Annotated in this window: 22 protein-coding genes and 1 tRNA gene; 11 read left to right on the top strand and 12 right to left on the bottom strand. The window is 58.1% G+C overall.

All coding sequences use genetic code 11. From position 1 onward, the window contains the following. Nucleotides 1–29 precede the first annotated feature (29 nt). From clpP to JOD69_RS13425, 4 genes are all read right to left on the bottom strand, one after another. Nucleotides 30–674, bottom strand: coding sequence for an ATP-dependent Clp endopeptidase proteolytic subunit ClpP (clpP, locus tag JOD69_RS13410; RefSeq protein WP_077731465.1), 645 nt, complete (start codon nucleotides 672–674; stop codon nucleotides 30–32). 19 nt (nucleotides 675–693) lie between these two features. After that, complete coding sequence (gene tig, locus JOD69_RS13415) at nucleotides 694–2,016, bottom strand: trigger factor (protein WP_077731464.1); 1,323 nt, start codon at nucleotides 2,014–2,016, stop codon at nucleotides 694–696. Between the two features lie 151 nt (nucleotides 2,017–2,167). Further along, nucleotides 2,168–2,252 (bottom strand) — tRNA-Leu (locus JOD69_RS13420). 64 nt (nucleotides 2,253–2,316) lie between these two features. Further along, nucleotides 2,317–2,475, bottom strand: a complete 159-nt coding sequence (locus JOD69_RS13425; protein ID WP_210023991.1) for a hypothetical protein — start codon at nucleotides 2,473–2,475, stop codon at nucleotides 2,317–2,319. Between the two features lie 16 nt (nucleotides 2,476–2,491). Here JOD69_RS13425 and JOD69_RS13430 point away from each other — a divergent pair, with 16 nt between their 5' ends. After that, nucleotides 2,492–3,112: a class II aldolase/adducin family protein gene (locus JOD69_RS13430; RefSeq protein ID WP_086135097.1), complete on the top strand. Its 621-nt coding sequence runs from the start codon at nucleotides 2,492–2,494 to the stop codon at nucleotides 3,110–3,112. On the opposite strand, the gene JOD69_RS13435 is transcribed toward JOD69_RS13430, so the two are convergent. After that, nucleotides 3,104–6,949, bottom strand: coding sequence for a hypothetical protein (locus JOD69_RS13435; RefSeq protein ID WP_086135096.1), 3,846 nt, complete (start codon nucleotides 6,947–6,949; stop codon nucleotides 3,104–3,106). The genes JOD69_RS13430 and JOD69_RS13435 overlap by 9 nt on opposite strands. A 27-nt stretch (nucleotides 6,950–6,976) precedes the next feature. Beyond that, entirely contained in the window at nucleotides 6,977–10,189 is a 3,213-nt protein-coding gene (locus JOD69_RS13440) for a discoidin domain-containing protein (protein WP_168175476.1), read from the bottom strand. Between the two features lie 203 nt (nucleotides 10,190–10,392). Between JOD69_RS13440 and JOD69_RS13445 the strand changes: the two genes are divergently transcribed. From JOD69_RS13445 to JOD69_RS13455, 3 genes are all read left to right on the top strand, one after another. Continuing rightward, a complete protein-coding gene (locus JOD69_RS13445; protein WP_086135094.1) occupies nucleotides 10,393–11,184 on the top strand; it encodes a polysaccharide deacetylase family protein in 792 nt (263 codons plus the stop codon). A gap of 193 nt (nucleotides 11,185–11,377) precedes the next feature. Then, complete coding sequence (locus JOD69_RS13450; RefSeq protein WP_077731460.1) at nucleotides 11,378–11,773, top strand: hypothetical protein; 396 nt, start codon at nucleotides 11,378–11,380, stop codon at nucleotides 11,771–11,773. Nucleotides 11,774–11,782: 9 nt separating this feature from the next. Further along, nucleotides 11,783–12,487: a class I SAM-dependent methyltransferase gene (locus JOD69_RS13455; RefSeq protein ID WP_086135093.1), complete on the top strand. Its 705-nt coding sequence runs from the start codon at nucleotides 11,783–11,785 to the stop codon at nucleotides 12,485–12,487. Here the strand turns inward: JOD69_RS13455 and queF are convergent. Further along, entirely contained in the window at nucleotides 12,474–12,863 is a 390-nt protein-coding gene (gene queF, locus JOD69_RS13460; protein ID WP_086135100.1) for a preQ(1) synthase, read from the bottom strand. The two genes, JOD69_RS13455 and queF, sit on opposite strands and share 14 nt — an antisense overlap. A 213-nt stretch (nucleotides 12,864–13,076) precedes the next feature. Here queF and smc point away from each other — a divergent pair, with 213 nt between their 5' ends. The 3 genes from smc to ligA all read left to right on the top strand — a co-directional run bounded on the left by smc (nucleotide 13,077) and on the right by ligA (nucleotide 19,437). Beyond that, entirely contained in the window at nucleotides 13,077–16,583 is a 3,507-nt protein-coding gene (smc, locus tag JOD69_RS13465; protein WP_086135092.1) for a chromosome segregation protein SMC, read from the top strand. 101 nt (nucleotides 16,584–16,684) lie between these two features. Then, nucleotides 16,685–17,422: a cell division protein ZipA C-terminal FtsZ-binding domain-containing protein gene (locus JOD69_RS13470; RefSeq protein ID WP_077731457.1), complete on the top strand. Its 738-nt coding sequence runs from the start codon at nucleotides 16,685–16,687 to the stop codon at nucleotides 17,420–17,422. Between the two features lie 2 nt (nucleotides 17,423–17,424). After that, nucleotides 17,425–19,437 carry an NAD-dependent DNA ligase LigA gene (gene ligA, locus JOD69_RS13475; protein ID WP_086135091.1) on the top strand — a complete coding sequence of 671 codons (2,013 nt, stop codon included), beginning with the start codon at nucleotides 17,425–17,427 and terminating at the stop codon, nucleotides 19,435–19,437. Between the two features lie 72 nt (nucleotides 19,438–19,509). On the opposite strand, the gene JOD69_RS13480 is transcribed toward ligA, so the two are convergent. Then, entirely contained in the window at nucleotides 19,510–19,971 is a 462-nt protein-coding gene (locus JOD69_RS13480; protein WP_210023992.1) for a hypothetical protein, read from the bottom strand. Nucleotides 19,972–20,299: 328 nt separating this feature from the next. Here JOD69_RS13480 and JOD69_RS13485 point away from each other — a divergent pair, with 328 nt between their 5' ends. After that, nucleotides 20,300–20,539, top strand: a complete 240-nt coding sequence (locus tag JOD69_RS13485; protein ID WP_205780825.1) for a hypothetical protein — start codon at nucleotides 20,300–20,302, stop codon at nucleotides 20,537–20,539. Between the two features lie 49 nt (nucleotides 20,540–20,588). Here JOD69_RS13485 and JOD69_RS13490 read toward each other — a convergent pair whose 3' ends face one another. The 4 genes from JOD69_RS13490 to JOD69_RS13505 form a co-directional block, all read right to left on the bottom strand. Next, nucleotides 20,589–21,071: a type II toxin-antitoxin system RatA family toxin gene (locus tag JOD69_RS13490; protein WP_077731454.1), complete on the bottom strand. Its 483-nt coding sequence runs from the start codon at nucleotides 21,069–21,071 to the stop codon at nucleotides 20,589–20,591. Between the two features lie 151 nt (nucleotides 21,072–21,222). After that, on the bottom strand, nucleotides 21,223–21,684 hold the full coding sequence (locus JOD69_RS13495; protein ID WP_077731453.1) for a PAS domain-containing protein: 462 nt from the start codon (nucleotides 21,682–21,684) through the stop codon (nucleotides 21,223–21,225). Between the two features lie 82 nt (nucleotides 21,685–21,766). Then, complete coding sequence (locus JOD69_RS13500) at nucleotides 21,767–22,237, bottom strand: SRPBCC family protein (protein ID WP_205780824.1); 471 nt, start codon at nucleotides 22,235–22,237, stop codon at nucleotides 21,767–21,769. A gap of 126 nt (nucleotides 22,238–22,363) precedes the next feature. After that, on the bottom strand, nucleotides 22,364–23,518 hold the full coding sequence (locus JOD69_RS13505) for an FAD-dependent oxidoreductase (protein ID WP_086135090.1): 1,155 nt from the start codon (nucleotides 23,516–23,518) through the stop codon (nucleotides 22,364–22,366). A gap of 274 nt (nucleotides 23,519–23,792) precedes the next feature. On the opposite strand from JOD69_RS13505, the gene JOD69_RS13510 reads away from it, so the two are divergent. The 3 genes from JOD69_RS13510 to JOD69_RS13520 all read left to right on the top strand — a co-directional run bounded on the left by JOD69_RS13510 (nucleotide 23,793) and on the right by JOD69_RS13520 (nucleotide 26,597). Next, the gene (locus tag JOD69_RS13510; protein ID WP_077731451.1) at nucleotides 23,793–24,164 is read left to right on the top strand and encodes a response regulator; all 372 of its coding nucleotides are present in this window, start codon (nucleotides 23,793–23,795) and stop codon (nucleotides 24,162–24,164) included. A gap of 835 nt (nucleotides 24,165–24,999) precedes the next feature. Next, entirely contained in the window at nucleotides 25,000–26,073 is a 1,074-nt protein-coding gene (locus JOD69_RS13515) for a sialidase family protein (RefSeq protein ID WP_139841139.1), read from the top strand. 41 nt (nucleotides 26,074–26,114) lie between these two features. After that, nucleotides 26,115–26,597: a redoxin domain-containing protein gene (locus tag JOD69_RS13520; protein WP_168175475.1), complete on the top strand. Its 483-nt coding sequence runs from the start codon at nucleotides 26,115–26,117 to the stop codon at nucleotides 26,595–26,597. Nucleotides 26,598–26,636 lie beyond the last annotated feature (39 nt).

Genomic DNA, 26,636 nt, shown 5'->3' on the forward strand with positions numbered 1-26,636 from the left:
TAGTCCTTGGAACTCGAATTCCAATGCGTTTAACCGCTAGAACCCGGTTCTCGGCTAGCGAGCACCTTGTCGATTAGACCATATTGCGCTGCGTCTTCTCCACTCATGAAATTATCACGATCGGTATCGACTTGAATTCGTTCCAACGGCTGACCTGTATGTTTCGCCAATATTCGATTCAGTCTGTCGCGGGTCGCGAGAATTTCGCGGGCATGAATGTCAATGTCGCTGGCCTGTCCCTGGAAGCCGCCCAAAGGCTGATGGATCATGACTCGCGAATGGGGCAGACAATATCTCTTGCCGGGCGCGCCGCCCGCCAGAAGCAACGCTCCCATGCTAGCCGCCTGACCGATGCACAGGGTGCTGACGTCGGGTTTGATGAACTGCATGGTATCGTAAATCGCCAGTCCCGAGGTGACTATGCCGCCGGGAGAATTGATATAAAGATGGATGTCCTTGTCCGGATTTTCCGATTCCAGAAAGAGCAGTTGAGCGATGATCAGGTTGGCCATGTAGTCTTCGACCTGCCCAACCAGAAAAACCACCCGCTCCTTGAGCAAGCGGGAATAGATATCGAACGCCCGTTCGCCACGCGCCGACTGCTCGATTACGACGGGCACCAACCCCGTCGCCCGAGTATTGACGGTTTTATCAAAATCGCCGGTAAACATCATGAGATCTCTCGGGTTAAAGTTACGCCGCTTGTGAGGAACTGCCGGTAACCTGCTGCATCAACTCTTGAAACGCGATCTTTTCTTCGGTCACCTTTGCCTTGTCCAATACCAAATCCACCACCTGATCCTCCATGACCACGTTTTCCACTTCGCGAAGCCGCTCCGGCTCGGCGTAGTACCAGCGCACCACGTCTTCCGGGCTCTCATAACTCGCGGCCAATTCGTCGACGGTCGAACGCACCCGCTTTTGATCCACGACAAGATTATTAGTTTCAATGATCTTCCCGAGGATCAGCGCCAAGGCGACTCTTCGTCTCGCCACTGGCTCTAGCTGCTCCTTCAGCTTGGCTTCATCGAGATCCTGCCGCCTTTTCTGGGCCGCTTGCCGGTAGGGCGCCAACAAATGCTCAAGCTCATCTTGGATTAAGGCGTTGGGCAGAGCAATCGCATTCTTGGCGAACAGAGCATCCATCACCGAGGATTTCGTTCTCGTCTGCAGCGCCCGCTTCATCTCGCGCTCCATGTTAGCGCGGATATCGCTGCGGAAAGCTTCCACGCCACCTTCCTCGATGCCGTAGGATTTTGCGAATTCCGCGTCCACCTCGGGCAATAAGCTTTCTTCGACTTTCAGCGGCTCGATGGCAAATTGCGCCGTGTTGCCGGCCAGCTTTTGGTTGGGGTAGTCGGCCGGAAACGGCAATTCGAATTCGAGCGTCGACCCGGCCACTGCGCCGACCAACTTATCTTCGAATCCTGGAATCATTTGGTTCGTGCCCAGGACAACGGGCAGATTCTCAACTTTTCCGTCGGTAAACGACTCATCGCCGATCTTGCCTTCAAAGGCGATCGTAACACGATCCCCCGTTGCCGCCGCGCGCTCGACCTCTTGCCAGCTCTTCCGCTGCTCTCTGAGACGTTCGATCATGGCATCGATATCCGGCTCGGTCACTTCCGAAACGAACCGCTTGACCTCCAATGTCTCCAACGGCATCAGCACGAACTCCGGCATCACTTCGAAGCTCGCTTCATATTCCAGCCCACTGCCCTCGTCGACTCGGCGAGCGGTGATCTGCGGCACTCCCGCTGGTTTGAGCCTCTCCTCCCGGACGGCTTCATAAAAGCTCGATTGGATCAGATCCGAAAGGACCTCCTCCCGGACCTGCTGTCCATAGCGCTTTTTTACCAGACTTTGAGGCACTTTGCCGGGACGGAAACCGTCGATCTTGACCTTGTTCGCCAAAGTTTTGAGGCGTGAGGCTATTTTTTCCTGGATCTCTTCTTCCGGCACCTGTACGGTCATTTTCCGGCTCAATTCAGATGTCGTTTCGACAGAAACTTGCATGTCGCTGTTACCTCAAGAATGGAAAAAAGTATCGGAGGGACTGGCTCGAAAAGCACAATCGCCTAAATTGCTGGCTGATGCGCCGAACTCTGATATCCGTAATCGGATATTTATGCTAGGAAGCTTGGCTTCTTGGTGCTTACTGAACATTTGGTGCGAATGGAGAGACTCGAACTCTCAAGGGTTGCCCCACTGGAACCTAAATCCAGCGCGTCTACCAATTTCGCCACATTCGCACATAAAATCTGCCCGAATTATACTCCGTTTGCCGAGGAATTTCCGGCTCGGTCCCGCTTCCCTTCAAGATTCGATCCAAAAACTCGCCCCGCCGATCGGATGCAAGCTTTCTATTATAAAACGCGCGAATATTTTTTCATCTGTTCGTTCTTTGGACGCATAGCGGATTTTGCCGTTTTTCGCTTTTTCGTCCGGCCTGTAGTAATAAATATGTTCGGCCAAGGCTATGGATTTAAAGATGGATCAGAAACAGGACAGAGAAGGCGTCGTCAAGTATCGCCTCGATTACACGACGGCTCCGCCGGTAGATTCGGAAATCGTCGCCGAACTGAATGCCTGGCGGACCATCCTCTATCGTCTCGGACTCACCGGGCAGGACTCTCGTCGGTATGACGGCCTGGCCTACGGCAACGTCAGCCTTCGCCGCGGTGAAACCGCCTTCCTTATCAGCGGAACGCAGACCGGCGGCAAGCCCAAGCTCATTAGCGAACATTACTGTCTCGTCACCGGATTCGATCTGGAGCAAAACCTCATCATCGCCGAAGGACCGATAGCGCCCTCTTCCGAAGCCCTGACCCATGCTGCGGTTTACCAAAGCGGAAGCGGGATCGATTGCGTACTGCATGTCCACTCGCCCGAATTATGGGAAAAGGCCGAAGCCTTGGCCATTCCCGTGACTGACCGGCAAGTCGGTTACGGCACGCCGGAGATGGCCCATGAGGTCGGGTTTCTGGTTCGAACTTCGAAAAGCCCGGTCATCGCCATGGGTGGCCATGAAGACGGCGTCATCGCGTTCGGCCGCACCGTCGAGGAAACCGCCATATGCCTGATTCGCAGCCTGGCGCAGGCATTAGCCTAAGATCACGACAACGTCGTGAGACCGCCCGTCCGATAGCAAAGGAATTCGTGCCGTTTCCTGTTCGACCGGCACCGGCCGTCCGTCCAGATCCGCACTGAGAACACGCCGAGGCGTTTTATTCGGATTCGTTACCCTGATCGTATAGCGCGTCGGATTGCCCGGATGCCGATAGCGGATCACAAACTCCGGCCACTCGGCCGGTATACAAGGTTTGAGCTCGATGAAAGCGCCCTCCTTCACCCGAAATCCCAAAATCGATTCCAAGGCGACACGGTACATCCAGCCCGCGGACCCCGTGTACCACGTCCAACCGCCGCGGCCCACATGCGGCGGTTCGCCGTAAACGTCGGCGGCGACTACGTAGGGGTCGACCCGGTAAACATCGGTTTCTTCCTGCGTCCGCGCGTGGCTCACCGGGCTGAGCATTTCCAATAGCCGCGCGGCCCGGTCGTTCCGGCCGAGTTCTGCCACGGCGCGCACCACCCAACACGCGGCATGGGTGTATTGCCCGCCATTTTCGCGCACGCCGGCCACATAGCCCTTGATGTAGCCCGGGTCATGCGGTGTGTTGACGAAGGGCGGCGTCAATAAACGAATGAGACCATCATGATCGGAGATCAGGTGCTCCTCGACCGCATCCAAAGCTCGATTCGCCCGCTCCGCCGGCGCCGCGCCTGAAATCACCGCCCACGCCTGGGCCAAGGCGTCGATTCGACACTCATCGCCGTGTTTGGTGCCTAAAGGGGTACCGTCGTCATAATAGGCGCGTCGATACCAGTCGCCATCCCATCCCGCGTCATTGAGCGCCTGGTAAAGATGCTCTCGATAAGCCCGGTAAGCTTCGATCCTCGCCTGGTCGCCGCGCTTCTCGCAGATCGGCAGGAATTCTTCGAGAACGTGGTAAAGAAAGAATCCCATCCACACGCTCTCGCCGCGCCCTTCGCGGCCCACCCGGTTCATGCCGTCGTTCCAGTCGCCCGTGCCCATCAAGGGCAAACCGTGCGCGCCCCGGGTCAGGGAGCGGTCCAGCACTCGACAGCAATGTTCGTAGATGTCCGCAACCTGACCGGCATCGTCGGGTTTCAGATAAGCCTCGTCCTCCCCCTCCGCCAGTAAACGGGCAGTCACAAACGGCGCGGATTCGTCCAGTACGCTCCAATCGCCGGTGTGACGGATATAAAACGCCGTGACATATGGCAGCCAGACCAGATCATCGGAAAATCGGGTGCGCAATCCCCGCTCCAGGGGTTCGGGATGCCACCAGTGAAGCACGTCTCCCTCGACAAACTGATGCGCGGCGTGAAGCAGAATCTGGGCTCGAGTAAGCTCGGGGCGCAGATAGATCAGCGCCGAGGCGTCCTGAAGCTGATCGCGGTAACCGAAGGCGCCTCCGGACTGATAGAACGCGGAGCGCCCCCAGACCCGGCAGCTCAGGTTCTGATATGCCAGCCAGCCGTTGACCATCAGATCGATGGCGGGAGACGGCGTCTCGATTTGAATTCCGGAGACAAAATCGCGCCAAAAACCTTGGGCTTCGGCCAAGGCGTTCTCGATGGCGCTAGCTTGCCGGTAGCGTTCGATGATCGATCGGCATTCGTCCTCGGAGAGGGTTTCGCCCAACAGGAACGCACATTCGAAGGTTTGCCCCGGTTCCAAGTCGATTTGAAGCTGAAGCGCCGCGCACGGATCGAGATTAGCGCCATTCCGTCCATCGAGCGATGCGCGTGCGAGCAAAGCCGCGGGGGCTTCCGGGCTGCCGTTCCGCCCGATGAAGCTCTCCCGATCGGCGGTGAAATACATGGCACCCGGCTGCCCTACCGCCGCCGCGAAGGCGACGCCGTCGGAAAACTCTCCGGCTTGGCGATTGATAGCGAACAGCGCCGACGTCTCCGGATCATGGCGGGTGATCACGAACCGGCTGCTGTCGGACGGCGTCCCGCCCAGAATTAAGCGCTGGTATGAAAACAGCGACAAGCGGCGGCGGCTAGCGCCCCCATTCGTCAGACGCCATCGGAAAATTTTGACCGGATCGTGGCGGGCCGCGAACAGTACGACGTCCTGATCCAAACCATCGTAGGTGCTGGTAAACCGGCTGTACCCGAACCCGTGGCGCGCCTCGTAAGCGGCGGGTGCCGAACAAGGCCCCGGCAAGGGAGACCAGAACGCGCCGGTTTCCTCGTCCCGGAGATATAACGCTTCGCCGAACGAATCGCTGACGGGATCGTTGAACCAAGGCGTCAACCGATGCTCGCGGCTGTTCCGATGCCAGGTATATCCCGCTCCCCGCTCGCTGACCAGAAAGCCGAAGTGTTCATTGGCGACTACGTTGATCCATGGAAGAGGCGGCCCTTGCAACTCGCCGTCGGTCAAATCCAAACGAACCACGTACTCGGTGCCGTCCGCGGCAAAACCGCCATATCCGTTGAAAAATCGAAGCGCTTCGCGCCCGGCCTTGAGTTTCGGCGTCTCCGGCGGCAAAAGGGCGCGCCGCGCTCTCGCGCTTGGAACCGGAAGCTCCGATCGAAGCGACGGCGCGTTTTCATCGACCACCAGGCGCGCAACGGCGCACAGCAATTCGAGATCGGCCGGCGCAATGTCTTTTTCCGCGCGAATAAAGATGTCCTGATCAAGCCCGCCCAACCCACCGAAGTCGGCCCCCTTGTCCGGACTCAAGATCATCAGCGCGAAACGTAAGCCTTTCGCCAGCCAATAGCGCTGCGCCTTGATGAGTTCGGCAACCCGTGAATCCTCGCGACTGTCACTGGCCCGTACCAGAACGATCGGCCGGTAGAACGGCAAGCCGTAGCGGTCGAGCCGCGCAAGAGGACCGCAGGCGCTCCGCAGCACCGACTCCGGAGCCCGAAGCTTCGGATCGCCGTAAAGCAACGCACCTGCGAGGGCTTGAAAAAACTCCGCCCCCGTTCCGGTCATGTCGAGCCGCCGGACGAGTTCCCGCTCGCCTTCGGCCGCGCGGGCGTAGATAGTATTTATCGCTTTTTCCGCCGAGCAACGCTCGATGAGCTTCAGCGCCTGCGTCCTGTCTTCGGCCGCGCCGAACAGAAACACCACATCTCCCTGCGTGTTGGGAGCAAGTTCCAAGCAGCGCCGCAGAGCGAAAACCGGGTCGAGCACGTTGCCGATCCCGCCGGACAGCGGCTGTGTTTCACGAAGCGCCTGCGGCTCCGCCGGCGTCCGGTTCCGGCCGAGGAAGCGCATCCGGTCGGTCTCGTACTCCAATTCACCCGGCCCGAACGCCGCGCCGACCAACCACGGATAAACCTCATGAGCGCTGCGCGGCCTGCGACGAGCGAGCAGCGCTTCTCGTTCCGCCACGAACTCGGTTTGCACGAACAACTTGGAGAAAGCCGGGTGCGCCGCATCGGCCGCAGGATGATTCAGGACCACTTCGAGATAGCTCGTGATTTCGATCCGTCTGGGCCGATTCGAACGATTTCGCAGCGTGACTCGGCGCAGCTCCAGATCGTCGTCCGGGCTGACGCACACATCCAAAACGGCCTCGATACCGCTGTTCTCGCACTGAAGCCTAAACCGGCCCGGCTCGTAACGAGCGGTCCGTGCATCGGCTTCCATCCCCGTCGGCTGCAAACCGAGCGACCACCAGTCTCCGCTATCCAAATCCCGGAGGTAAATGAACCATCCCTCGCCGTCTTCGACGCGGTCTCCGCTCCAGCGGGACAGCGCGTGGCCGCCAAGCATCGAAAACCCGGTGCCGGCCGATGTCAGCAATACCGTGTAGCGTCCGTTGGACAGAAGGCGCGACGCCGGGACCGAATCGTTCGGTCGATCGAGACCGGCCTGGTTAGGATCGAAGCTCATGCGGACTCCTTAGGTCAAAAATCGAAATCAATTAGCTTGCTGCGTAATTGCCGCCCCGTAGTTCACCGTCACTTCCGCCGGAAACTCGCCGATCACCGCTTGATCGGCGGTAAACGTATCGACCGGTTTTCCGTTGACGGTAAGCGACCGGATGGGCTGGTCGGCGGGTGCCTTGAGAACGATCTTGCCTGGAGGCAGGGCGAGATCGCCGGAGAGCACGAGCCGCAATTTATCGGGTTCTTCCTGGCGCAAGGTATAGTTCAAGGTTCCATACCACGTGGGCAAACGCTTCACGCCCACATCGCCGCCACCCTCCAGCCACGCTTTCGGAATTCCTGCCGCCAGAACCAATGCTTGATCGCTTTCACGTTCATACGCGTACAGAGCGCGCATCGCCCGCACGAATTCCGCCCCGATCCAGGCATGGGGCATATCGCCTATGAACTTGGGATGCTTGGGATCGCGCCAGACGACCTCCGCCCAGTGATTCCAGTCGGCGGGACGTTGATCCTTGAGCAGAAAATTCAACAGCTCCAGCGCCTGCTCGCGCCGCCCCATACGGACCAGCGCTTCTACGGTACGCACTTCGTACGGCGTGTAAGCGATCCATTCCAGCTTGTCGTCGCGCCGCTTGTTGAAATAGTCGTAGAAATTGTCGAAGGTCTTGTTCAGCGCCTCTATCGGAAGATTGGTCTGCTCGCCGCCGACCGCGACCGCCATGGCCGTGGCGGTGGCGTCGAAATCGCCCAGCTCCGCCGAACCCGGCATGAAGGCGATCTTGTGCTTGGCCATGGTGCGCTTGATGGATTGGTACAGGTCGCTGCGAAAATCGTCCCGCAAAGCGTCAAAATGCGCGGCATTGTTTTCGTCCATGACCAGCACGGCCAAGTCGGCGGCATCCTTGAGCCCGCGCAAGGTCCAAAAGCCGTCCCAGTAGGAGTGTACCGGATGGGCGCTGTAACCTTCGTGACTGATGGATTCGGGCATCATGCCGAAAAACATCGATTTATCGGAGGACTTGTACTCTTCGCTCTTCCGTTGATTGCGCAACTGCTCGATATAGTGCACCGATTTCACGATCGTCGGCCACATCTCGTATACAAAACCGATATCGCGCGTGTAACGGTAGTATTCGGCGACAACGTAAATGAACTCGCCGTGGCTGTCGTTCTCGGGGACGCTATCGGGCCCCCTGTGATCGACGCAGCAGGGAATCTTCCCGTTGGGAAACTGGAACCCGGCATACCATTCGATGAAGTGCCGTACTTCTTCGGTATACCCCATGCCGAGCAAGGCGGCGGACATCAAGGCCGCGTCGCGAATCCAGGAGCGGGCGTAGGAGCGAGAACCGGGATAAAGCGCGGCGCCGTCCCGGTTGATGAAGATATAGGCCAGATTGCTCCTCACCGTATCCCGAAGCTTTTGCGCCTCGGGCGGAACGATCAGATCGGCGCGGACGATCTTGGCCTCCCAGAAGTTGACGGCATCCCGAAACCGGGCCCGACCGAAGGCACTGCCGTTCCCCTCCACTATATTCGCCGCCTCCAGAATGGCCTCCGGATTCTGATACGGAATCGCCAGATAAATCTCCCGCGACGCGCCGGGAGGCAAATCCAGCTCGTATTCCAAGGCGGCGGACGCATAGCCGAAGGGGTCGTGAGCTTCGGTCTGCTGCGGCACCTTGCCTTCCATCAAGAAATCGGTAATCGAACCTTGGTCGAAGGTCGTCGCACCAAAGTGATGAGGCGGGGTCAAGGGGATTACCGAGCGATTCTCGTCGACCCGGATGATTCGCCCGTCCAGCGCGATATCGTGGATTTGCGCCACGCCCCCCACCATATTCAAGGCCTGCCAGGGCGGATTGACTTGAAACGGACGGATCGCGAGCAAGAGCTTCAACTGCTCACGCTCGCTGCCGTTGTTCTCCACCCGATAGCGCGCATAAAGCGCCTGCCCGGGCTTGCTGGCGGCGAAAGCCGTCGTCTTCATTTCGACCGAATCGGACCGCCAGGTCACCGAGGGCACGGGCAAATAACCGCGCTCGAGCTCCTGTACCGGAAACACGTCGTTCCAGGTAACGAGCTTGCCTTTGGTGTATAAGAAGGGTTCGATGGAAAATGCGTTCTTATCCACTTCCAGCGCCCCTTCCTCGTTCAGCAAACCCTCCTTGTCGCTGCCGTTGGCGCCGATGACGGTGAAATAACTTTGCTCGCCGTAAAAATATTTCGGGTAGATACCGCGGGGCGCTTCACGGGCAATGGTTTCGAAAAATGCGTTCGGCGAGGCGGAAAAGTCGAACGGTTTTATGGTCAGCGAGCTGATGCCGTATCCCCGGCCGCGGCTGCTTTTCTGCAACTCCAGCCGCAAATAGCGGGATTCGGCGTCGGGCATATAAATGTAATCGCGGCGCCCGTTGCCCAGACTGACCGTGTACACCGGCTGCCATAGCTTGCCGTCTTGGGAAATCCGAACCTGATAAGCGGTGGCGTAATCGTCGCGGTCCCACTCGATGATCAAGCCGCCATATTCGCGGCGCTTCAGAAAATCGACCTGCAGCCACTGGCTTTCCGCGAGCGCGCCGCTTTGCCATGAGGTTTCGGGCTTCGCGTCCAGCACCGACTCCGGGTCGTGATCCTTGGCGGTGGTCGAGGCCGTGACTTTGGGCGTGAGATTGTAGGCGGTAATCGGCTCGCGCTTCTCGAAGCGGAAATCGTCGAGCCAAATCGATCCCTTGCCGCCGGTGCTCGACGTGATCGAGAACTCGACGAATCCAACCTGCTTGAGTGGCGTATTGGACGGTCCCCACGCGAAGTCGAACATGCGTTTTTTCACGCGGTACTGTTGCCAGTCCACCGGCAACTTGAAATCGAAGCGCCGTCGCCACCAGACGTTATCCCCGGAGGGGTCGATGATCTTAAACTCGACATTGTTGGCCGGCGCTTCCGCCCGCGTATAAAACGTGAATGCGTAATTTTCGGGCAGCGGGATGGAGAACTTCTTGCGCACGGTAACAAAGCCCGTACCGCCCCTGAAATCGAAATCGAGGCGTAGACCCATGCCGGTCCGGCCGGTATCCTGAGCCAATTCCACATGAGTGCCTTCCGCGGCCACGGCGGTCCAGCCGCTCAGCGTTTCGAAATCGTCCAAAATCACTGCTGCGGAATTCGCCGCCCGCGCCAAACCGAACCCCACCAGACATGCCAAGCCCAACAAGAGCTTGATCAGTTTTCGTCTATTCATTTCTATCAATCGGAAAAGCAGGTCTTCTCTATATAGACAAGCTTCGAGACCTTCTTGACGAGAGCGTAAGCCTGATCCGCTCGGCCAGGCAAGCATGGAGGTCCCCGGAATATCGTTGATCAAGCGGCGGGCATCTCCCCACGGATAAGAAAATCGGTTTTAATCCTCAAGCTTTGCTCTCCGACTCGATACACATAACGCCGATGCACTCCGTCCGCCACTGGCTTCCCTCGCCTTTTCTGCGCTATTCCGCGGCTTTTCAAGTCATCGGCGGGTCCGCCGCGCTTCTTGCGCCCGATGGATCGACGCTGCTCGTCGAGGCCCTCGCAGCCAATCACGCGATCGTATTCGGCGCGAGCTTTTGGCCTACCAGCCCGCTGCTCGGCCCGAACCTCACCCGGCTCCCCGCCGAACGAGCGGAACGCAAGGAAATCGCACTGACCTTCGACGACGGCCCCGACATCGAAACCACGCCGAAAGTGCTCGATCTGTTGGATCGTTACCAAGCCAAAGCCAGCTTTTTTTGCATCGCCGCCAGAGCCGAAAAGTATCCGGAACTGGTTCGCGACATCGTATCGCGAGGCCATCGCATCGAAAATCACACATACCGCCATGCGCATACCTTCGCCTTGAGCGCCGTCGGCGGTTTCAAGGCGGAAATCGGGCGAGCGCAAGCGGCGTTAACAGCTCTCACGGGCGCCTCACCGCGCTACTTCCGGGCCCCCGTCGGCATGCGCAACCCGTGGCTGCAACCCGTGCTGAGCAGCTTGGATCTGACCTTGGTTTCATGGACACGCCGTGGCTACGATGCCGTGTTCGGCGACCCTCAAAAGATCGTGCGGCGTTTGTCCAAAAACCTCCGCGGCGGAGATATTTTGCTGCTGCACGATGGCTCTTCGGCCCGCGACCGGAACGGCCGCCCCGTCGTACTGGAAGCCTTGCCGAGATTGCTGGACGAAGTCGCTCGGCTGAACCTGATTCCCGTTCCGCTATGACGACTCCAAGCTTTAAAAAGCTGTTACCCACATAGAAGTTTCGGGATCGACGCTAACTTAATGTGAACGATTGTTGCCCTGAACGCGGATCCTTTGCACAATCGATCTGGGGGGATAAAGGATCGTCGGAACAGCGATTCGTGCTTAGCGTCCTCTTGGGATTTTCCGTCAACCAACAAAAAGAGAAAAAACAATGAGACTCAAACCCGTACTCGTCGCTTTATTCGTCGCCGCTTTCGTTCTCCTGGCCGGTTGCCGGACTTCTCCGGTATACAACGTCTACGACGCGCCGGTCATGGTGACGGGCAACAAGCCTTATACCGCCGAGGACGTCGAGAAAGCCATCATTCGGGCAGGTGCCGGACTCGGCTGGCAGGTCAGAAAAGTAAAGCCGGGACAGCTCATCGGAACGCTGTTCATCCGCTCCCATATGGCGGAAGTGGACATCACCTACAGCAAGGACAAATACAATATCCGCTACAAGAACAGCAACAACCTGAACTACGACGGCACCAAGATTCACAGCAATTACAACGGCTGGATTCAGAATTTCGATAATGCCATCAAGCGCGAGCTGTTGAGCATTTAAAAACGCGCAGTGATCGTCGATTTCGGCCATTTGGCCGAACAAACCGCCCGCCGCTATCGGGCGGCGGGCCGCTTCACCGAAGGATTCGTGCGCGGCAAGCTGCGGCACGATCCCGTGTACGCCTATCTCCTTTCCAATCCCGATTGGCTTCCCCGAAGCGGCGCGATTCTCGATCTCGGCTGCGGGAGAGGCATTCTCATGAGCCTATTGTCGGAAGCTCGGAGACTCGATCTGATTCCGCTGAGCAACGCGCAATTTTTCGGCATCGATCTGCGTCCGAACGACGTAGCCGCCGCCAGGCTGGCCTTGGGCGACGAGGCGGAAATCGCCGTCGCCGACGTGCGCTCGGCAGCCTTGCCCGCCTGCCGAGCGGCTGTCCTGCTGGACCTTCTGCTTTATCTCGCGGCGGACGAACAGGAGGCGCTGCTCGAGCGAATAGCGGACGTACTGCCCGGTGGCGGTGCGCTGGTCATGCGGGAGACGGATGCCGGCTCGGGTCTACGGTTTCAAGCCACCCGAACCGCAGAGCGGCTGTGCGCGCTGGCGCGGGGCCATGTTCGGCAACGCTATCATTACCGCAGCGAGACGGAATGGAAAGGCTTGCTCGAAGCTTTGGGATTTTTCGTGGAGACCGTTCCGATGAGCGAAGGCACGCCGTTTGCCAACGTGCTTTTCATCGCCCGGCGCCGCAATCCGTCGCTTACGGCAGATTGACCAGCCGCGGCGGCTCCCACGCCGAATCGCGGTGCTCGGCGACAACCGTGGTGTAGATACCTCCACGTACATTGAAGCGGGCGGTTACACGCATGAAGTTCGGAGCGCAGGCCCTGACGAGATCATCGAGAATTCGATTGGTCACCGCTTCGTGGAACGCGCCGTCCTCGCGGAAAGACCAGATATAAAGCTTGAGCGATTTGAGCTCCACGCACGATCGGTTCGGCACGTACTCGATCAGAATGGTGGCGAAGTCCGGCTGGCCGGTTTTGGGGCACAAGCAGGTAAACTCCGGAATCTCGATGCGGATAGTGTAATTGCGGCCGGGTTGCGGATTATCGAAGGTTTCGAGGTCTTTGCTAGGTATTGATGGCATAGGAGAACGGTAAAGGATCTTCAGAAATGCGCGATGCGCAGTAGTGGCGGAACACAGACAGGACATAAACAAGTACGGAATGACGCCGTGACTTAGTCCGCTATAATAGCGCCCGGTTCCATTACAAACCAGACTAACGGACTTGCCCGCCATCGCGCCCACCATCATTTTCCTGCTGTCGTCTCGTACTGCAAAACTCATTTACACCCTCTGATGCGGCTGGACAAGATCAAACTCGCGGGCTTCAAGTCCTTCGTCGACCCCACGCCGATTCCGCTTCCCGGCAATCTGGTGGGCATCGTCGGACCGAACGGCTGCGGCAAATCGAACATCATCGACGCGGTGCGCTGGGTGATGGGCGAGAGCTCGGCCAAGCATCTCCGCGGCGACACCATGGCCGACGTGATCTTCAACGGGTCCAGCACCCGCAAGCCGGTGGGCATGGCCTCGGTGGAACTGATCTTCGACAACAGCGAAGGCAAGGCGCCGGGCGAATTCGCCAGATACCCGGAAATTTCCATCAAGCGCCAGGTCACGCGGGACGGGCAATCGACCTACCTCTTGAACGGCACCCGCTGCCGCCGCAAGGACATCACCGACCTGTTCCTCGGCACCGGGCTCGGCTCCCGAAGCTACGCCATCATCGAGCAAGGCACCATCTCCCGGCTGATCGAAGCCAAGCCCGACGAACTGCGGGAGATCATCGAGGAAGCGGCGGGCATCTCGAAGTACAAGGAAAGGCGTCACGAAACCGAACTCCGCATGGGTCACACTCAGGAAAACCTCGACCGGCTGCAGGATCTCCGCGACGAGGTGGCGAAACAACTGGACAACCTCCGGCGGCAGGCGAGAAAGGCGGAAAAGTACACGGCTCTCAAGCAGGAGGAGCGGCGCTACAGAGAGCAACTGCTCGCCATCCGCTGGCGCAAATACGACGAGCTCCTGCGCGATCATCAAAAGTCCCTGGCAACATCCGAACAGCTGTTCCGACAACTGGTCAGCGAAGGCAACGGCTTGAACGAAACCCTGGAGCAATATCGAGACCGGCACGAAGCGCTGCAACACCAACTCGGCGAGCATCAAGGCCGCTTTTACGAGCTGGGCTCCGAAGTCAGTCGGCTCGACCAGGCGATCAAGCACGCGCACAAGACGCGCGAAACCCTGCGTCAGGAACAAACCCGGCTCCAAGGGGAAAAAGAACAGGCGCTGCGCGATCTGGAAAACGATCGACACCAACTCGAAGCCGTGCGGGAAGAGCTCGCGTCAGTCGAGACCGACCTTGATCGGGCTTTGGCCGCCGAAATCGAAGCGGTCAAATACCGAGACGAATCGGACCGGGCGCTCAGAAACCTGCGCCAGGCCTTCGAATCGCTGAGCGGCGAAATCAACCGTTGCAAAGGCCAGGCTGAGCTTCAGAAATCGCGGCTCAAGCAACTGGAACAACAGGAGCGACAATTCCAGTCCCGGCGGGAGCGGCTGGAAACCGAGCGCGACGAGCTCGAAGACACGCTGCAAACCGAGGGGCTGGAAGCGCTGCAACAGGATCTGGCAGAACTGGAAGCCGAACGGGCGGCCCTGCACGAGCAGCTGCAAGGCCTGATCGAACGAATTCAGCAGGAACGCCAGCGGGCCAAAGCCTGCCAGGACGAACTGAACGCCAGCCGCGCCGAAGTGCACGCCATACAGGGCCAGATCAGCTCGCTGGAAACGCTGCAACAGCACGCCATGGGCAAAGACCGCGCCGCGGTCAAGACATGGCTGGCGGAACGCGATCTCGATCGTGCCGGGCGCCTGGCCGAACACCTGGACGTTCGCCCAGGCTGGGAGACGGCGGTCGAAAGTGTCCTCGGCAGCCATCTCGAAGCCCTGTGCGTCGAGGGACCGGCCGTCTATTGGCCGCATCTGGACAAACTTCCCGGCGAGTCGCTGAGCTTCTTTGAAACCCACTCGCCGAATGGGGCTGCCACGCCGGCCGCAGAGAAACTCATCGGACAAGTGCAATCGCCCTGGGATCTCGGTCCGCTGCTCGGTGCCGTATATTGCGCGGAAAATCTTGCGGCAGCGAAAACCGTGAGCGAGCGGCTGGCGGACCACGAATCGGTGGTGACTCCGGACGGCATCCGCCTCGGCCGGGGCTGGCTGGCCGTCCACAAGCCGGAGGACGGAAAGGCCGGCATGATCAAGCGGGAGCGCGACCTGCGGGAACTCAAAGCCCGGCGCGACAACTTGCTGGAGAGAAGCCGGATACTGGAGCACGATCTCGCGCAAGCCGATCAAGCAGTGAAGGATGCCGAGCACGAGCGCGAGCGCCTGCAGTCTCAGGAGCGTGCTTTGGGCGCCGATCAAACCCGTCTCAAGGCCGAGTTGAGCGCCGCCACGGCACGCTGCGAGCAGGCTGCGAAGCGTCTCCGGCAGCTCGAATACGAGCTGGACGATCTGGAAGAACACCAGTCTCAAATCGTCGAAGAAACCGCCGAGGCCAAGACTGCCTTGCTCGAGGCGGAAGAACGGCTTGCCGAGCTGGAACCGAAAACCGCGGATCATGCCGCCCGGCGGGAGGCGCTGGAAAATGTTCTCGGCAACGCCGATGCGTCCTTGAAAGCGGCGCGCGACCGGGTCCACGAACTCAAAACCCGTCTCGAAACCCTGAAGTCGGCTGAAGGTTTAACCCGAAAACACCTTGAGCGGGCCCAAAATCAGTACGACCAGTCCCTGGGACGGCTGGAAACCGTCAGCGCACAGATGAACGAAGCAGAAACACCGGTCGAGGACGAACAAGCCCGGTTGGAAGAACTGCTGGAGCAGCGCGTCGAGGTCGAGCGGACACTGTCGGATTTACGCAAGCGCGTCGGCGACCTGGAAGCCGAAATTCGCCGCGTCGACCAAGCTCGGGTCCGTAATCAGAGGGACTTGGACGGCCTCAAACAGCGCCTCGAACAGACCAAGCTGGAACTCCAGGCCAACGAAGTGCGCCGACAGACGGTGCAGGAGCAATTCGATGAACTGGGCGCGGAACCGGACGCGGTTTTAGCCGAATTGCCCGAGGACGCGGATGAAAAGATCTGGCAGAAGCGAGTCGCCGAACTGGGGGAAGAAATCATCAGGCTCGGCGCGGTCAATCTGACGGCGATGGAAGAATACCTGGCGCAAGAAGAACGCATGAAGTTTCTCGATCAGCAGCACCAGGATCTGATCGAATCGCTGACCACGTTGAGAGAAGCCATCGAGAAAATCGATCGGGAATGCCGAGCCCGCTTCAAAGAGACCTTCGACAAGGTGAATGCCGGCCTGCAACGCATGTTTCCCAAGCTGTTCGGCGGAGGCCAGGCATCCCTGGACCTCACCGAACGCGATTTGCTGGAATCCGGCGTCAGCATCATGGCGCGGCCGCCCGGCAAGCGGAACAGCTCGATCCACCTGCTATCGGGCGGCGAAAAAGCGCTCACGGCGGTAGCGCTGGTGTTCGCCATCTTCGAGCTCAACCCGGCGCCCTTCTGCCTGCTCGATGAAGTGGACGCTCCGCTGGACGACGCCAACGTCGGCCGTTTCAGCCAGTTGGTCAAAGAAATGTCCGAAAAGGTACAATTCCTGTTTATTTCGCATAACAAAGTGACGATGGAAATCGCCCAGCATCTGGCCGGCGTTACCATGAAAGAACCCGGCGTGTCCCGCATCGTCGCGGTCGATATCGACGCGGCGGTGGAAATGTCGGCGGTTTGAGTTCCTGTGCCGTGTGCGGGCCGGTTTTCCGCACGAGATAACTTGGCCGCCATTGGCGGCTTCCTTGTTTGCAGGCTGTCAAGTGCCTTTGAGGAAAGGAGATGGATAGAGATACCGTACGTTTGGTCCTGCTGGTGATCGGCGTCATCGTCATCGCCGGCATCTATGTCTGGGGACGCCACAAGCAAAAAGTCCTGGATTTTCTACAACGGCGCGGCGAGTTCGACGAACTGGATTTCGACCCTTCGATCGATAAGGAGTCGCCTGATTACGATGAGGAAGAATTCGAAAGCGTTCGCGTCCTGAATCGAAACGAGCGGCATTTTTCCGATAATGAATTCGATTTCGAAGACGAGGCGGAAGACGTGATCGAGGCGCCGCAGGAACCGCCGCGAACAACGCAGAGAGAAGCGGACAGAACCGCCGCTTTGGGCGCCCCGTTTCTGATACAACTCAGCGTGGTGGCGGGAGACGAGTTCGTTTTTGCGGGTGACGAACTCAAGAATGCTCTGTTGGACCTCGACCTGGTCCATGGCGAGATGGGCATCTTTCACCGTTATGACCGCGAATTCCGCAAACCTCTGTTCAGCGTGGCCAGCCTCGTGAAACCCGGCACCTTCCCCGTCGACGACATGGCGTCGTTCGAGTGCCCCGGCGTGGTCCTGTTCTTTCAACCCGCCACGGTCGACGATCCCTTGGGCGTGTTCGACGATTTGGTCAACACTTGCCATGAGCTGGCCGTTCGATTGGACGGGATCGAGTGGGACGACGCCCGCCGTCCGCTGACCGGGGAAAAAATCGCCCAGATGCGCAACCGCCTGGAAGAAGCTTACGAGTAGCCGTGAACGCGCCGGAAGAGATTAAACGTCGCGCGGACGAATTGCGCAAAGAAATCGAATTCCACAATCTGCGCTACTATCAGCTCGATTCGCCGCTGATTTCCGACGCCGAGTACGACCGCCTGATGCAGGAGCTCTTGGCGATCGAGCACCAGTATCCGGAACTTGCCACCCCCGATTCCCCGACACAGCGGGTCGGCGCTCCGCCGGTCGCAGCATTTGCCGCGGTACGCCACGAAATCCCCATGCTGTCGCTGGACAATGCCTTCAGCGACGAGGACGCCGAGGATTTCCATCGCCGCGTGAGCCAGCGGCTCGGACGCAACGACATCGGCTACTTGGTGGAACCCAAGCTCGACGGCCTCGCGGTCAGCCTCATCTACGACAAGGGCGTCCTGGTTTGCGGGGCCACGCGCGGCGACGGTCAGACCGGCGAAGACATCACTCACAATGTCCGCACGATCCGCGACATTCCGCTGCGGCTCAGGGACAGCGGCTGGCCGGAACGCTTCGAAGTGCGGGGCGAAGTGTTCATGCCGAAAAAGGGTTTTCTCGCCTTGAACGAGCGGGCGCGGCAAAACGGCGACAAGGTCTTCGTCAACCCGCGGAATGCCGCCGCCGGAAGCCTCCGCCAACTCGACCCAAAGATTACCGCCTCACGCCGCCTCTGCTTCTTTTCTTACGGCTATGGCATCTTTCCGAGCGACCAGCTGCCGGATACCCAGAAAGAGTTGATGGACCGGTTCAAGTCCTGGGGCATTCCCGTCAGTCCGGAACTACACGTGGTCCAAGGCATAGCCGGCTGTCTTGCTTACTATCGGGACCTCTTGGCCCGGCGGCACGATCTCCCCTACGAAATCGACGGCGTGGTTTACAAAGTGGACCGTCTGGCGGACCGGAGCGCATTAGGTTTCGTCGCTCGCGCGCCGCGTTGGGCCATCGCCCATAAATTCCCCGCGGAAGAAGCCACCACCAAAGTCATCGCCATTGAGGTTCAAGTGGGACGCACCGGCGCCCTGACCCCGGTGGCGCGGCTCGAACCCGTTTTCGTCGGCGGCGTCACCGTAACCAATGCGACGCTGCACAATGCGGATGAAGTGCACAGGCGGGATATTCGGGCCGGCGATACCGTCGTCGTCCGGCGCGCCGGCGACGTAATCCCGGAAGTGGTGAAAAGCCTGCCGGAACTCCGCCCGGCCGACGCCCCGGTCTTCCAAATGCCTAGCCACTGCCCCGTGTGCGGCGCGGAGGTGGAATTGGAGCCCGGCGAAGCCATCGCCCGTTGCAGCGGCGGCCTCTTTTGCCCCGCGCAGCACAAGGAATCCATCAAGCATTTCGCCTCGCGCCGCGCCATGGACATCGACGGCCTGGGCGACAAGCTGGTCGATCAGATTCTCGAAAACAAGCTGATCGAGACGGTCGCCGATCTCTACCGACTGACCGCGGAACAGCTGGCGGCACTGGAGCGCATGGGGCGAAAATCGGCGGAGAACCTGATCAATGCGCTGGAACGGAGCAAGCATACTACCCTGTCCCGCTTCCTTTTTGCGCTGGGCATTCGGGAAGTCGGCGAAGTCACGGCGCACACCTTGGCGGCTCACTTTCGCACCCTCGACAACATCGTGGCCGCGGACGAGGAAGAACTGCAGAATGTTCCCGACATAGGCCCTTCCGTGGCCCATCATATCCATACCTTCTTCCGGCAAGCGCACAATGTCGGGGTGGTCCGAGCTCTGCTCGATGCCGGGGTGCATTGGGAAGAAGTCGCGGAGGTAAAAACCGAGCAACCGCTCCAGGGCCGAACCTTCGTCATCACCGGCACGCTGTCCTCCATGAGTCGAGGGGAAGCAAAAGCCAGGCTTCAGGCTCTAGGCGGCAAGGTCACCGGTAGCGTGTCCAAGAACACCAGCTACGTGATAGCCGGAGCCGATCCCGGCTCGAAACTGGCTAAGGCCCAGGAACTCGGTGTCGAGGTATTGGACGAAGCGGCGTTTCTGGACTTGGTAGGAAATTAAGGACGTAGGCGGATCAGGTTTAACCGGTCCGCGAACGGTCGATTTTTGCTCGGTCCGCCGTGCGCCTTTCGATCAGAACTGAAAGTAGATCGCAAGAATGACGGCGATCAGCAGGCTGGCACAGATGGCCAGTCTTTGCCGGTTCGATATTCGGGTTTGATGTAGATTCAAGCGGTCCGACCTTAGCGCAATCCATTCGCGAAACAGGCTTACAGTCTTACGAAAAATGAACCAGCCGAGCAGCAGGAATAGGAAAAGCCCGGTCCAGGCCGTCAGGATCTGTGCTGTGCGTTGAGATACATGAAATGTCGCTTCGATCAGGTGCTCAAGGCCCAGTTCCAATACCTCGATCGCGTAATGCAATAACGATCCGATCCAACCCAGAACGACGTCGCCATAGAGCATTATGACGATAGAGCCGGCCATGAGCAGGACCATCCGTTCATCCATCTTGGCCTTTATCCAGAAAAGCAAATTATTCAGCTTCACTGAGAAGCGACCCATCATGCCTGATTGCCCTCCACGAATCAGCACCTTCGACCAGAGGATTTCGCGAATCGATTTGCAACCACAAAAAAAAAGGTCGGCTGAGGAGGCTCGGGCCGACCCTATAAGTCTTCCTTCGCTAGTTCGTTGAGGTAGTGAATCTAGCTACTGCCTTGAGGGGGACACGACGGCAGTGAGGTCATATTATAGTTTCGACTCGATATATTCAAGCATTTTTTAAAATAAGAAGAGCCCCGTTGAGGTCTTTTCATTATTAGCACTCATCGAGTTCCGTTCTCATGTCGACACCGCCAAGAATTCCATTCGCCATCCGGACATCGATCTGGGACTGTTTCATCTCGGCGGCACCCGGATTATGAGCATCCTGGTCACGATGGACGCTAAGGAGGGCATTGAAGCGATAAGAATCGTTAACCCTCGCGAGGCGATTCCTATCCACTACAACGATTACCGGGTTTTCAAATCACCGCTCGAAGACTTCAAGAAGGCCGTAACCGCCGCCGGTCTCGATGATCGGGTGAGATATCTGAGTCACGGCGAAACTTACCGCTTCGAGGTTCCGGATCGCCGACTTTCAGCCGGACCGCGCAGTTAAGGTTCAAGGACCGGGTTGCACCGCGCATGCGGCGAGGTGCCGTTGTCTCTTATGTGAGCTTTCCATGGCCATGAAGAGCCTCGGGCGGATGAGTCTCCCGCTCGCCATATTTCTTGGCCGCCTGGCGGCAGAAAGCTTCGACAAAGGACTCGGTCACTTCCTTGAAAAAGCCGCCGAAGGCCATTCCCAGCAAGGCGTTGGCAAACTCGAAATCTAGGCGGAAAGTCGCCTCGCAACCGCCGGTCGCACTCGGCTCGAAACGCCAATGCCCGCGCAAGTGCTTGAACGGCCCTTCGACCAGATTCATCCGGATATGCCTGCTGTCCTCCATCGAATTTTCCGTCGTGAAGGAAAACTTGATCTTGCCTTTCGACAGCGTGATGGTAGCCCTGAGGGCATTCGGTGTTTTTGAATGCAGCTTTACATTGCTGCACAAAGGAAGGTAGCTGGGATAGGATTGAACGTCGTTCACCAAATCGTACATTTCTTTGGGCGTATAGTTGACGCAAACGCTCGTGCAAATAACCGCCATATCAAAACCTTAACTTGCTCATAATCTGCATTTACGGCGTCGGCCTAGCGACACGCACATTTGCGGCCGAACGCGAACAGCGCCGGGACACCTCTCGACGATACCGTCTTATCGCTCATGCGTCTTTCACACGGCAAAGACGCCGGCTTTTTTATTTCGTCAGCCTAGAGACATTCTCCAAGTTTTCGCTCAGGCGCTTGATCTCTTCCTCGGCCCGTACCTGGTTGGTCACATCGTACTGAATCCCGAGATAATAAATCACCTTCCCGTCTCGATCGAAGAGCGGCGTGAGTGCGAGATGATTATAAAAGAGCTCGCCGTTCTTTCGATAATTGCGGAGCGTCACTTCAACCGGCTGAGCGTTCGCCAGCGCTTCGCGGATCTGGGTACGAGCGTCCTGATCTCTATCGTTTCCCTGTAAAAACCGGCAGTTTTTCCCCACTATCTCTCCCTGGTCATATCCCGTTATCTCTTCGAAGGCTTTATTGACATAAACGACGGGCATATCGTCCAAATCCGGGTCGGCCAGCGTTACGCCATTGACGCACGAATCAAGAATCTTAGCCAGCACCTGCGGGATCAGTCCCGGATCTTTTTCCACAATGAAGGCCATAATCGGTTCCTCCTAATTCTTCACTTCAATCTCTCGCTTCCGCTTATTGTTGATCGAAAAACCTCGCCAAATTCCTTTTGACTCACGAATGGCCCTCGATGAGGCCTTTTAGATTTTTCACCGTCTGCTCGGCACCATCCTGCACGGCGACTCGAATCAATTTCTCGAACGGACGCATGAACAGCTCGAGCTCCGATAACTCAAAGGTAAACGCGACCTGCGTGGATGGCGACTGCGTACTCTTTTGCTCGAAATCATAGACACAGCGGAAAGGGCTGGACACTCCGCTGAAGCAAAGCCGCTTGTTCGGTTGATAATCAGTCACCCTGAACGTGGATTCGGTCCGGTGCCCATGATCGACTCGAACCTGCCGCGCCAGAGTGCCAAGACGCATTGGCCCTTCCGACAAGGGTTTCAATTCGACGACTTCGGGTGACCACTTCGGGTAATTTTCGAAGAACTCGTCGCTTATAAAATGAAAAACTTCCTCTACGGGTTTGTTGATGACCGTGGTCGCCTTGGCTTTTACGGGCTGACTTGAGCCAAACATCATTTGCGCCTCCTGAATTTTCCGGCGTCATTATTGGACGCACCGATATCCCATATGAATTCAGTTCACCTGCTCACGCTTTGACAACAGCGCCGCAAATATACGCCTTGCCACCTTTCCTCCAGCCGGTCACAACACATAGGTATCGATGCCCGCAAGCAATAGATCGTATTGCGCTTCGACGATTTCTTTCACGACCGCTGCGGGAAATCCCCCGACCACATTGCGTTCCAACGCCACCCATCCCACGGAATCCTGAGGCCCCAGGCTGACCAGATAGCCCAGATCGCGATGCAGATACGGCTCCAGCAATTTGACGAGCCCCGAATGCCTGAGAATGTTTCGAGCGGCCAACTTGCCTTTGCGCACGGCGGACTGAGCCGTCATGGCGTTCGATCCCAATGAGCGATAGTACGAGCAGTCGCCGGCGGTGAAAACCCGGTCCAAAATGTCTCCGTCCACAACGACTTGGCCGAAAAAATTGGCGTGCAAACGGATGTTGGCGCTCTTGCCGACGAAAAGCAGACTCAGCTGGGAATCGAGTTCGGACAGCTCGCCCGTCTCAACCTCCTCGAGCACGACACGATCCGCCTCCTGAGCGCGGAAAAAACGACCTGTCACATGCTCGATTCCGAGGTCCGCCATTCGAGCCTCCGCATACTGCCCCAATCTCGCATTGAACTGCGTCAGCACCCTGTGCTCGGAGTCCACCAGACGAAGCCGACAGGGAATGCGGTGCTCCCGCACGAAATTGGCGATCTCGAACAGATACTGGATGCCGGTCGCACCGCCTCCGACCGCGGTAATCCACGGAGCGGAAGAGTTCGCAGCCGCCAAGTTCTCTTGCAGGACCTCCGGCCCCGGCTTTTCGATGAAATCGTCGAGATCGATCACTCGGCTAGGTTTCTCGAGCTTCTTGAAACCCGCTCCGGTGGCGATCAGAAGATAGTCGAACCCGATCTCCTCCTGCCCGACCGGTATGACCCGGTCGCTTTGCCACTGTTTCAACGCCGTATCGTCGAATCTCAGATCCGCCATGACATGGCGAAAATTGAACCGCTTCTCCAAGGCCGCGAAAGACACTTTGAAGTCCGTCAGAGGACGGCGAAAACTTTCGTGCAGATGGGTAATCTTAAGGTGATAAGGCCGGCGATCGATCAAGACGATCTCGGCGTCGGGACGGTATTCACGGATCGTAATCAGCGCCGACAGCCCTGAATAGCCGCCGCCTACGATGACGAGCTTGAGCGCTTCCTTACTGGGGAAATAAAATGGCAAAAACATATCCGTTCTCTTCTTGTTGTTTCTTCTTGTATGAACTTCCCATGGTCGACGGACTGATTTCCAGAAGCACGGTATCTTGGCCGCCTTGCCGGGGAAATTCCCGCTCTTCATAAGACTTGCCGGCCCGATAAAGATTCCCCTTTGTTCGGCTCCGCATTGCTCCGGCTATTCACGTCTTATTTGTGTAGACGCGTCGCTCGACCTATGAAAGCCCCCGGTTAGATCGTATTGTGTTACCCGGCATTTCCGAACTGTGACAAAAAGGAACTGATGTATGACCGACCAAGACACCAAATCCAAGCGTATTCTCGTGGTCGATGACAACACGGATGCCGTCGAAAGTTTGGCTTTATTACTGGAACTCGAAGGCCATGACGTCCGAACCGCTCTCGATGGGCCGGCCGCTCTCGATTTGGCATCCGAATTTAGGCCCCAGGCCGTGCTGTTGGACATCGGCCTCCCGGGCATGGACGGCTACGAAGTAGCCCGCAGACTGCGTGAACGTCCGGAGACGCGCGAAGCGCTGATCATCGCCATCACCGGTTATGGCCAGCAAGAAGACCGAGCTCTCACCAAAGCCGCGGGGTTCGATCATCACCTGGTAAAGCCGGTCGATCCGGAAGAATTGGGCGCCCTGCTCGGATAGCCCTACCGAGATGTAGCCCACGCTCTCTCGTCAGAGACATCAAGAAAATATGTGTGCGTCATTTAACACACCTGACTGCGTGATTTGCCGCAGTTTTACGGATGGCTTCGGAACCGAGCGCCAAGCAACCTTGCGCCGCGCAACGGGTTCGGCATGCTTGGCTCGATTTCTGCGTGATGCTCCACCCATTTGACCGGCCTTTTACAAAAGCCTTGGCGATCTGCGAAAACACACACTTCAACATTTACCGAAGCAAAGAGTTTTTCTTTACTCGCGGAGCAAGAAGCAAGAAATGCATGCCGTAACTTTGACCATCGGCCTTTGCAGCCAAAGGACTTCGATAACGGCGGCCAAGTTCTTTAAGGAATCTCTGATTAAGTCCTTCGACAGGCTCAGGACGAACGGTAACGTATTGATTCCGTTCGTGATGAGCCTGCCAAAGGGCATGACCGGAATCCACTTGTTCAGAGCTTCCTTAATGTTTCACCGGCTGGTGTTGTTGCGGGCAGCGAAACCTTAAACATGGCTTTTCGTACGATGTCCCTCATCGCGACCGAGTTGAACGGTTACCCGGCGGAACCGGGTTACCGCATCGCCGGTCGAACCAGGGTTATGTGCAGATGGGGCGGCTAATTTGCGAACCGGGGGTTTGATTTCAAGCGTGTTGTCGATCGGACTCAAACGAAGCGCGATTCGGACGAGGTCTTTCTCCGGCGTCCGCAATCATCTGGCCTCGCTGTGTTTCTGGGCTTTGTCCGTGGCGGTCTTGTCCGGTTGCGCGCCCATAGGTTCGCGAACAAAGCCGATTTCGGGCGGATTTGAACATTATCGCGGCATGGACATAAAGCTTCCGGTCTCGGCGGCTTTCGGCCCCGACCGACGGCTGTGGCGCGTCGTACCCACCACCGACCGCGTCTACGTCGATTTTTCCAGCGATTACGGCAAAACCTTCAGTCCCCCGGTAGCAATCAACCCGGAGCGCGTGCCGATCAGGACGCAAAGCGAATACCGCCCGCAGATCGCCGTCGATCCCGCCGGCCGAATCTACGTCGCTTACCCGGCCTTCGGCTTGCAGCCTTGGACCACCTATTTGAGCATTTCCGAAGATCAGGGGCGGCATTTCACCGCGCCGGAGCCCTTGAGCGACATGGCTAGAACAGCCAACTCGTTTCAGGCCGTACTGGCGGTTGATCCCCGCGGCGATTTGCACGCGTTTTGGCACGACGAGCGCGAGGGCGTCGACGAAGCACGGGGCAACGACATCTTTCACACCATTCTGGGCGCCAACGGAAAGCCCCTTCAATCCAATCAAAAAATCGTGGACGACGTTTGCAGTTGCTGCCGCCTCGCCGTCGATTTCGATACCGATGGGCGGCCGGTTTTGATCACCCGGTTCATTTATCCCGGCAACATCCGCGATCATGGCCTTCTAAAGCCCGAGGACGGCCGTGCCGAGTGGGCGGCGACACGAGCCACGAATGACAGCTGGAAAATCGAAGCGTGCCCGGTTCATGGACCGGCACTTTCCATAGGCCGGGACGGCCGCTACCACGTCGCATGGTTTACCCAGGGAACGAAACGCCAGGGCCTGTTTTACGCTTATTCCGACGATCGGGGCCGCAGCTTTTCAGAGCCCATGGCCTTGGGCGATCCCGACCGATTGCCGGGACATCCGGACGTCTTGGCCGCGGGCGATCGGGTGATTCTCGCCTGGAACGAGTTCGACGGCCGGAAGAATCGGGCGATGGTCAAACAGTCCAGGGATGGCGGAAAAACATGGTCCGAGGCAGTCGCAACGGTGGAATCGGACGCCGAAGTCGATTTTCCGTTCCTCTTGACCGACGGCCAAGCGATTTTTCTATCGTGGAATAGCCAAGACAAGGGTTACCGCCTGATCCGCATCGATTAATCGATCCGCTTTTATCCCTTCCGATTCTTATGAATACCCATATGAAAAAATTATTCGCTCTGCTTTGCCTGTTCCTGACGCTATTTTCAGCTCCGTCATTCGCCGAAAATCAAACGCAGCCATTCAGGGCCGGCAGTCTCAGCGATATCTTGAAAACCCGCCAGGGAAAACCTTTCATTCTCATGTTCTGGTCCCTGGACTGCGCCAGTTGCATGAAAGATTTGGACGCCCTGGCAGCCTCGATGAAAAAGCATCCGAAGCTGGATCTGGTGATGGTCTCCACCGACGAAGCCGAATTTGCCGGCGAAGTGAGTGATATGCTGGCGAAACACAAGCTGAAGCAGGTCGAATCGTGGATTTTCAGCGATTCCAATGCGCAGCGGCTGCGCTACGAGATCGACTCGTCCTGGTACGGCGAGCTGCCCCGCAGTTATTTCTACGATGCGGGCCATAACCGTCTGCCGGTCAGCGGCGCGATCACGACCGAACACATCGACGCCTGGGTCGCCGCGGTCAAGCCTTGAGGAATCTCTGAAAAAGCCTTCTCCCGCAAGGTGTCGCAA

The organism is Methylocaldum sp. RMAD-M (assembly GCF_017832375.1).
Lineage (GTDB): Bacteria > Pseudomonadota > Gammaproteobacteria > Methylococcales > Methylococcaceae > Methylocaldum.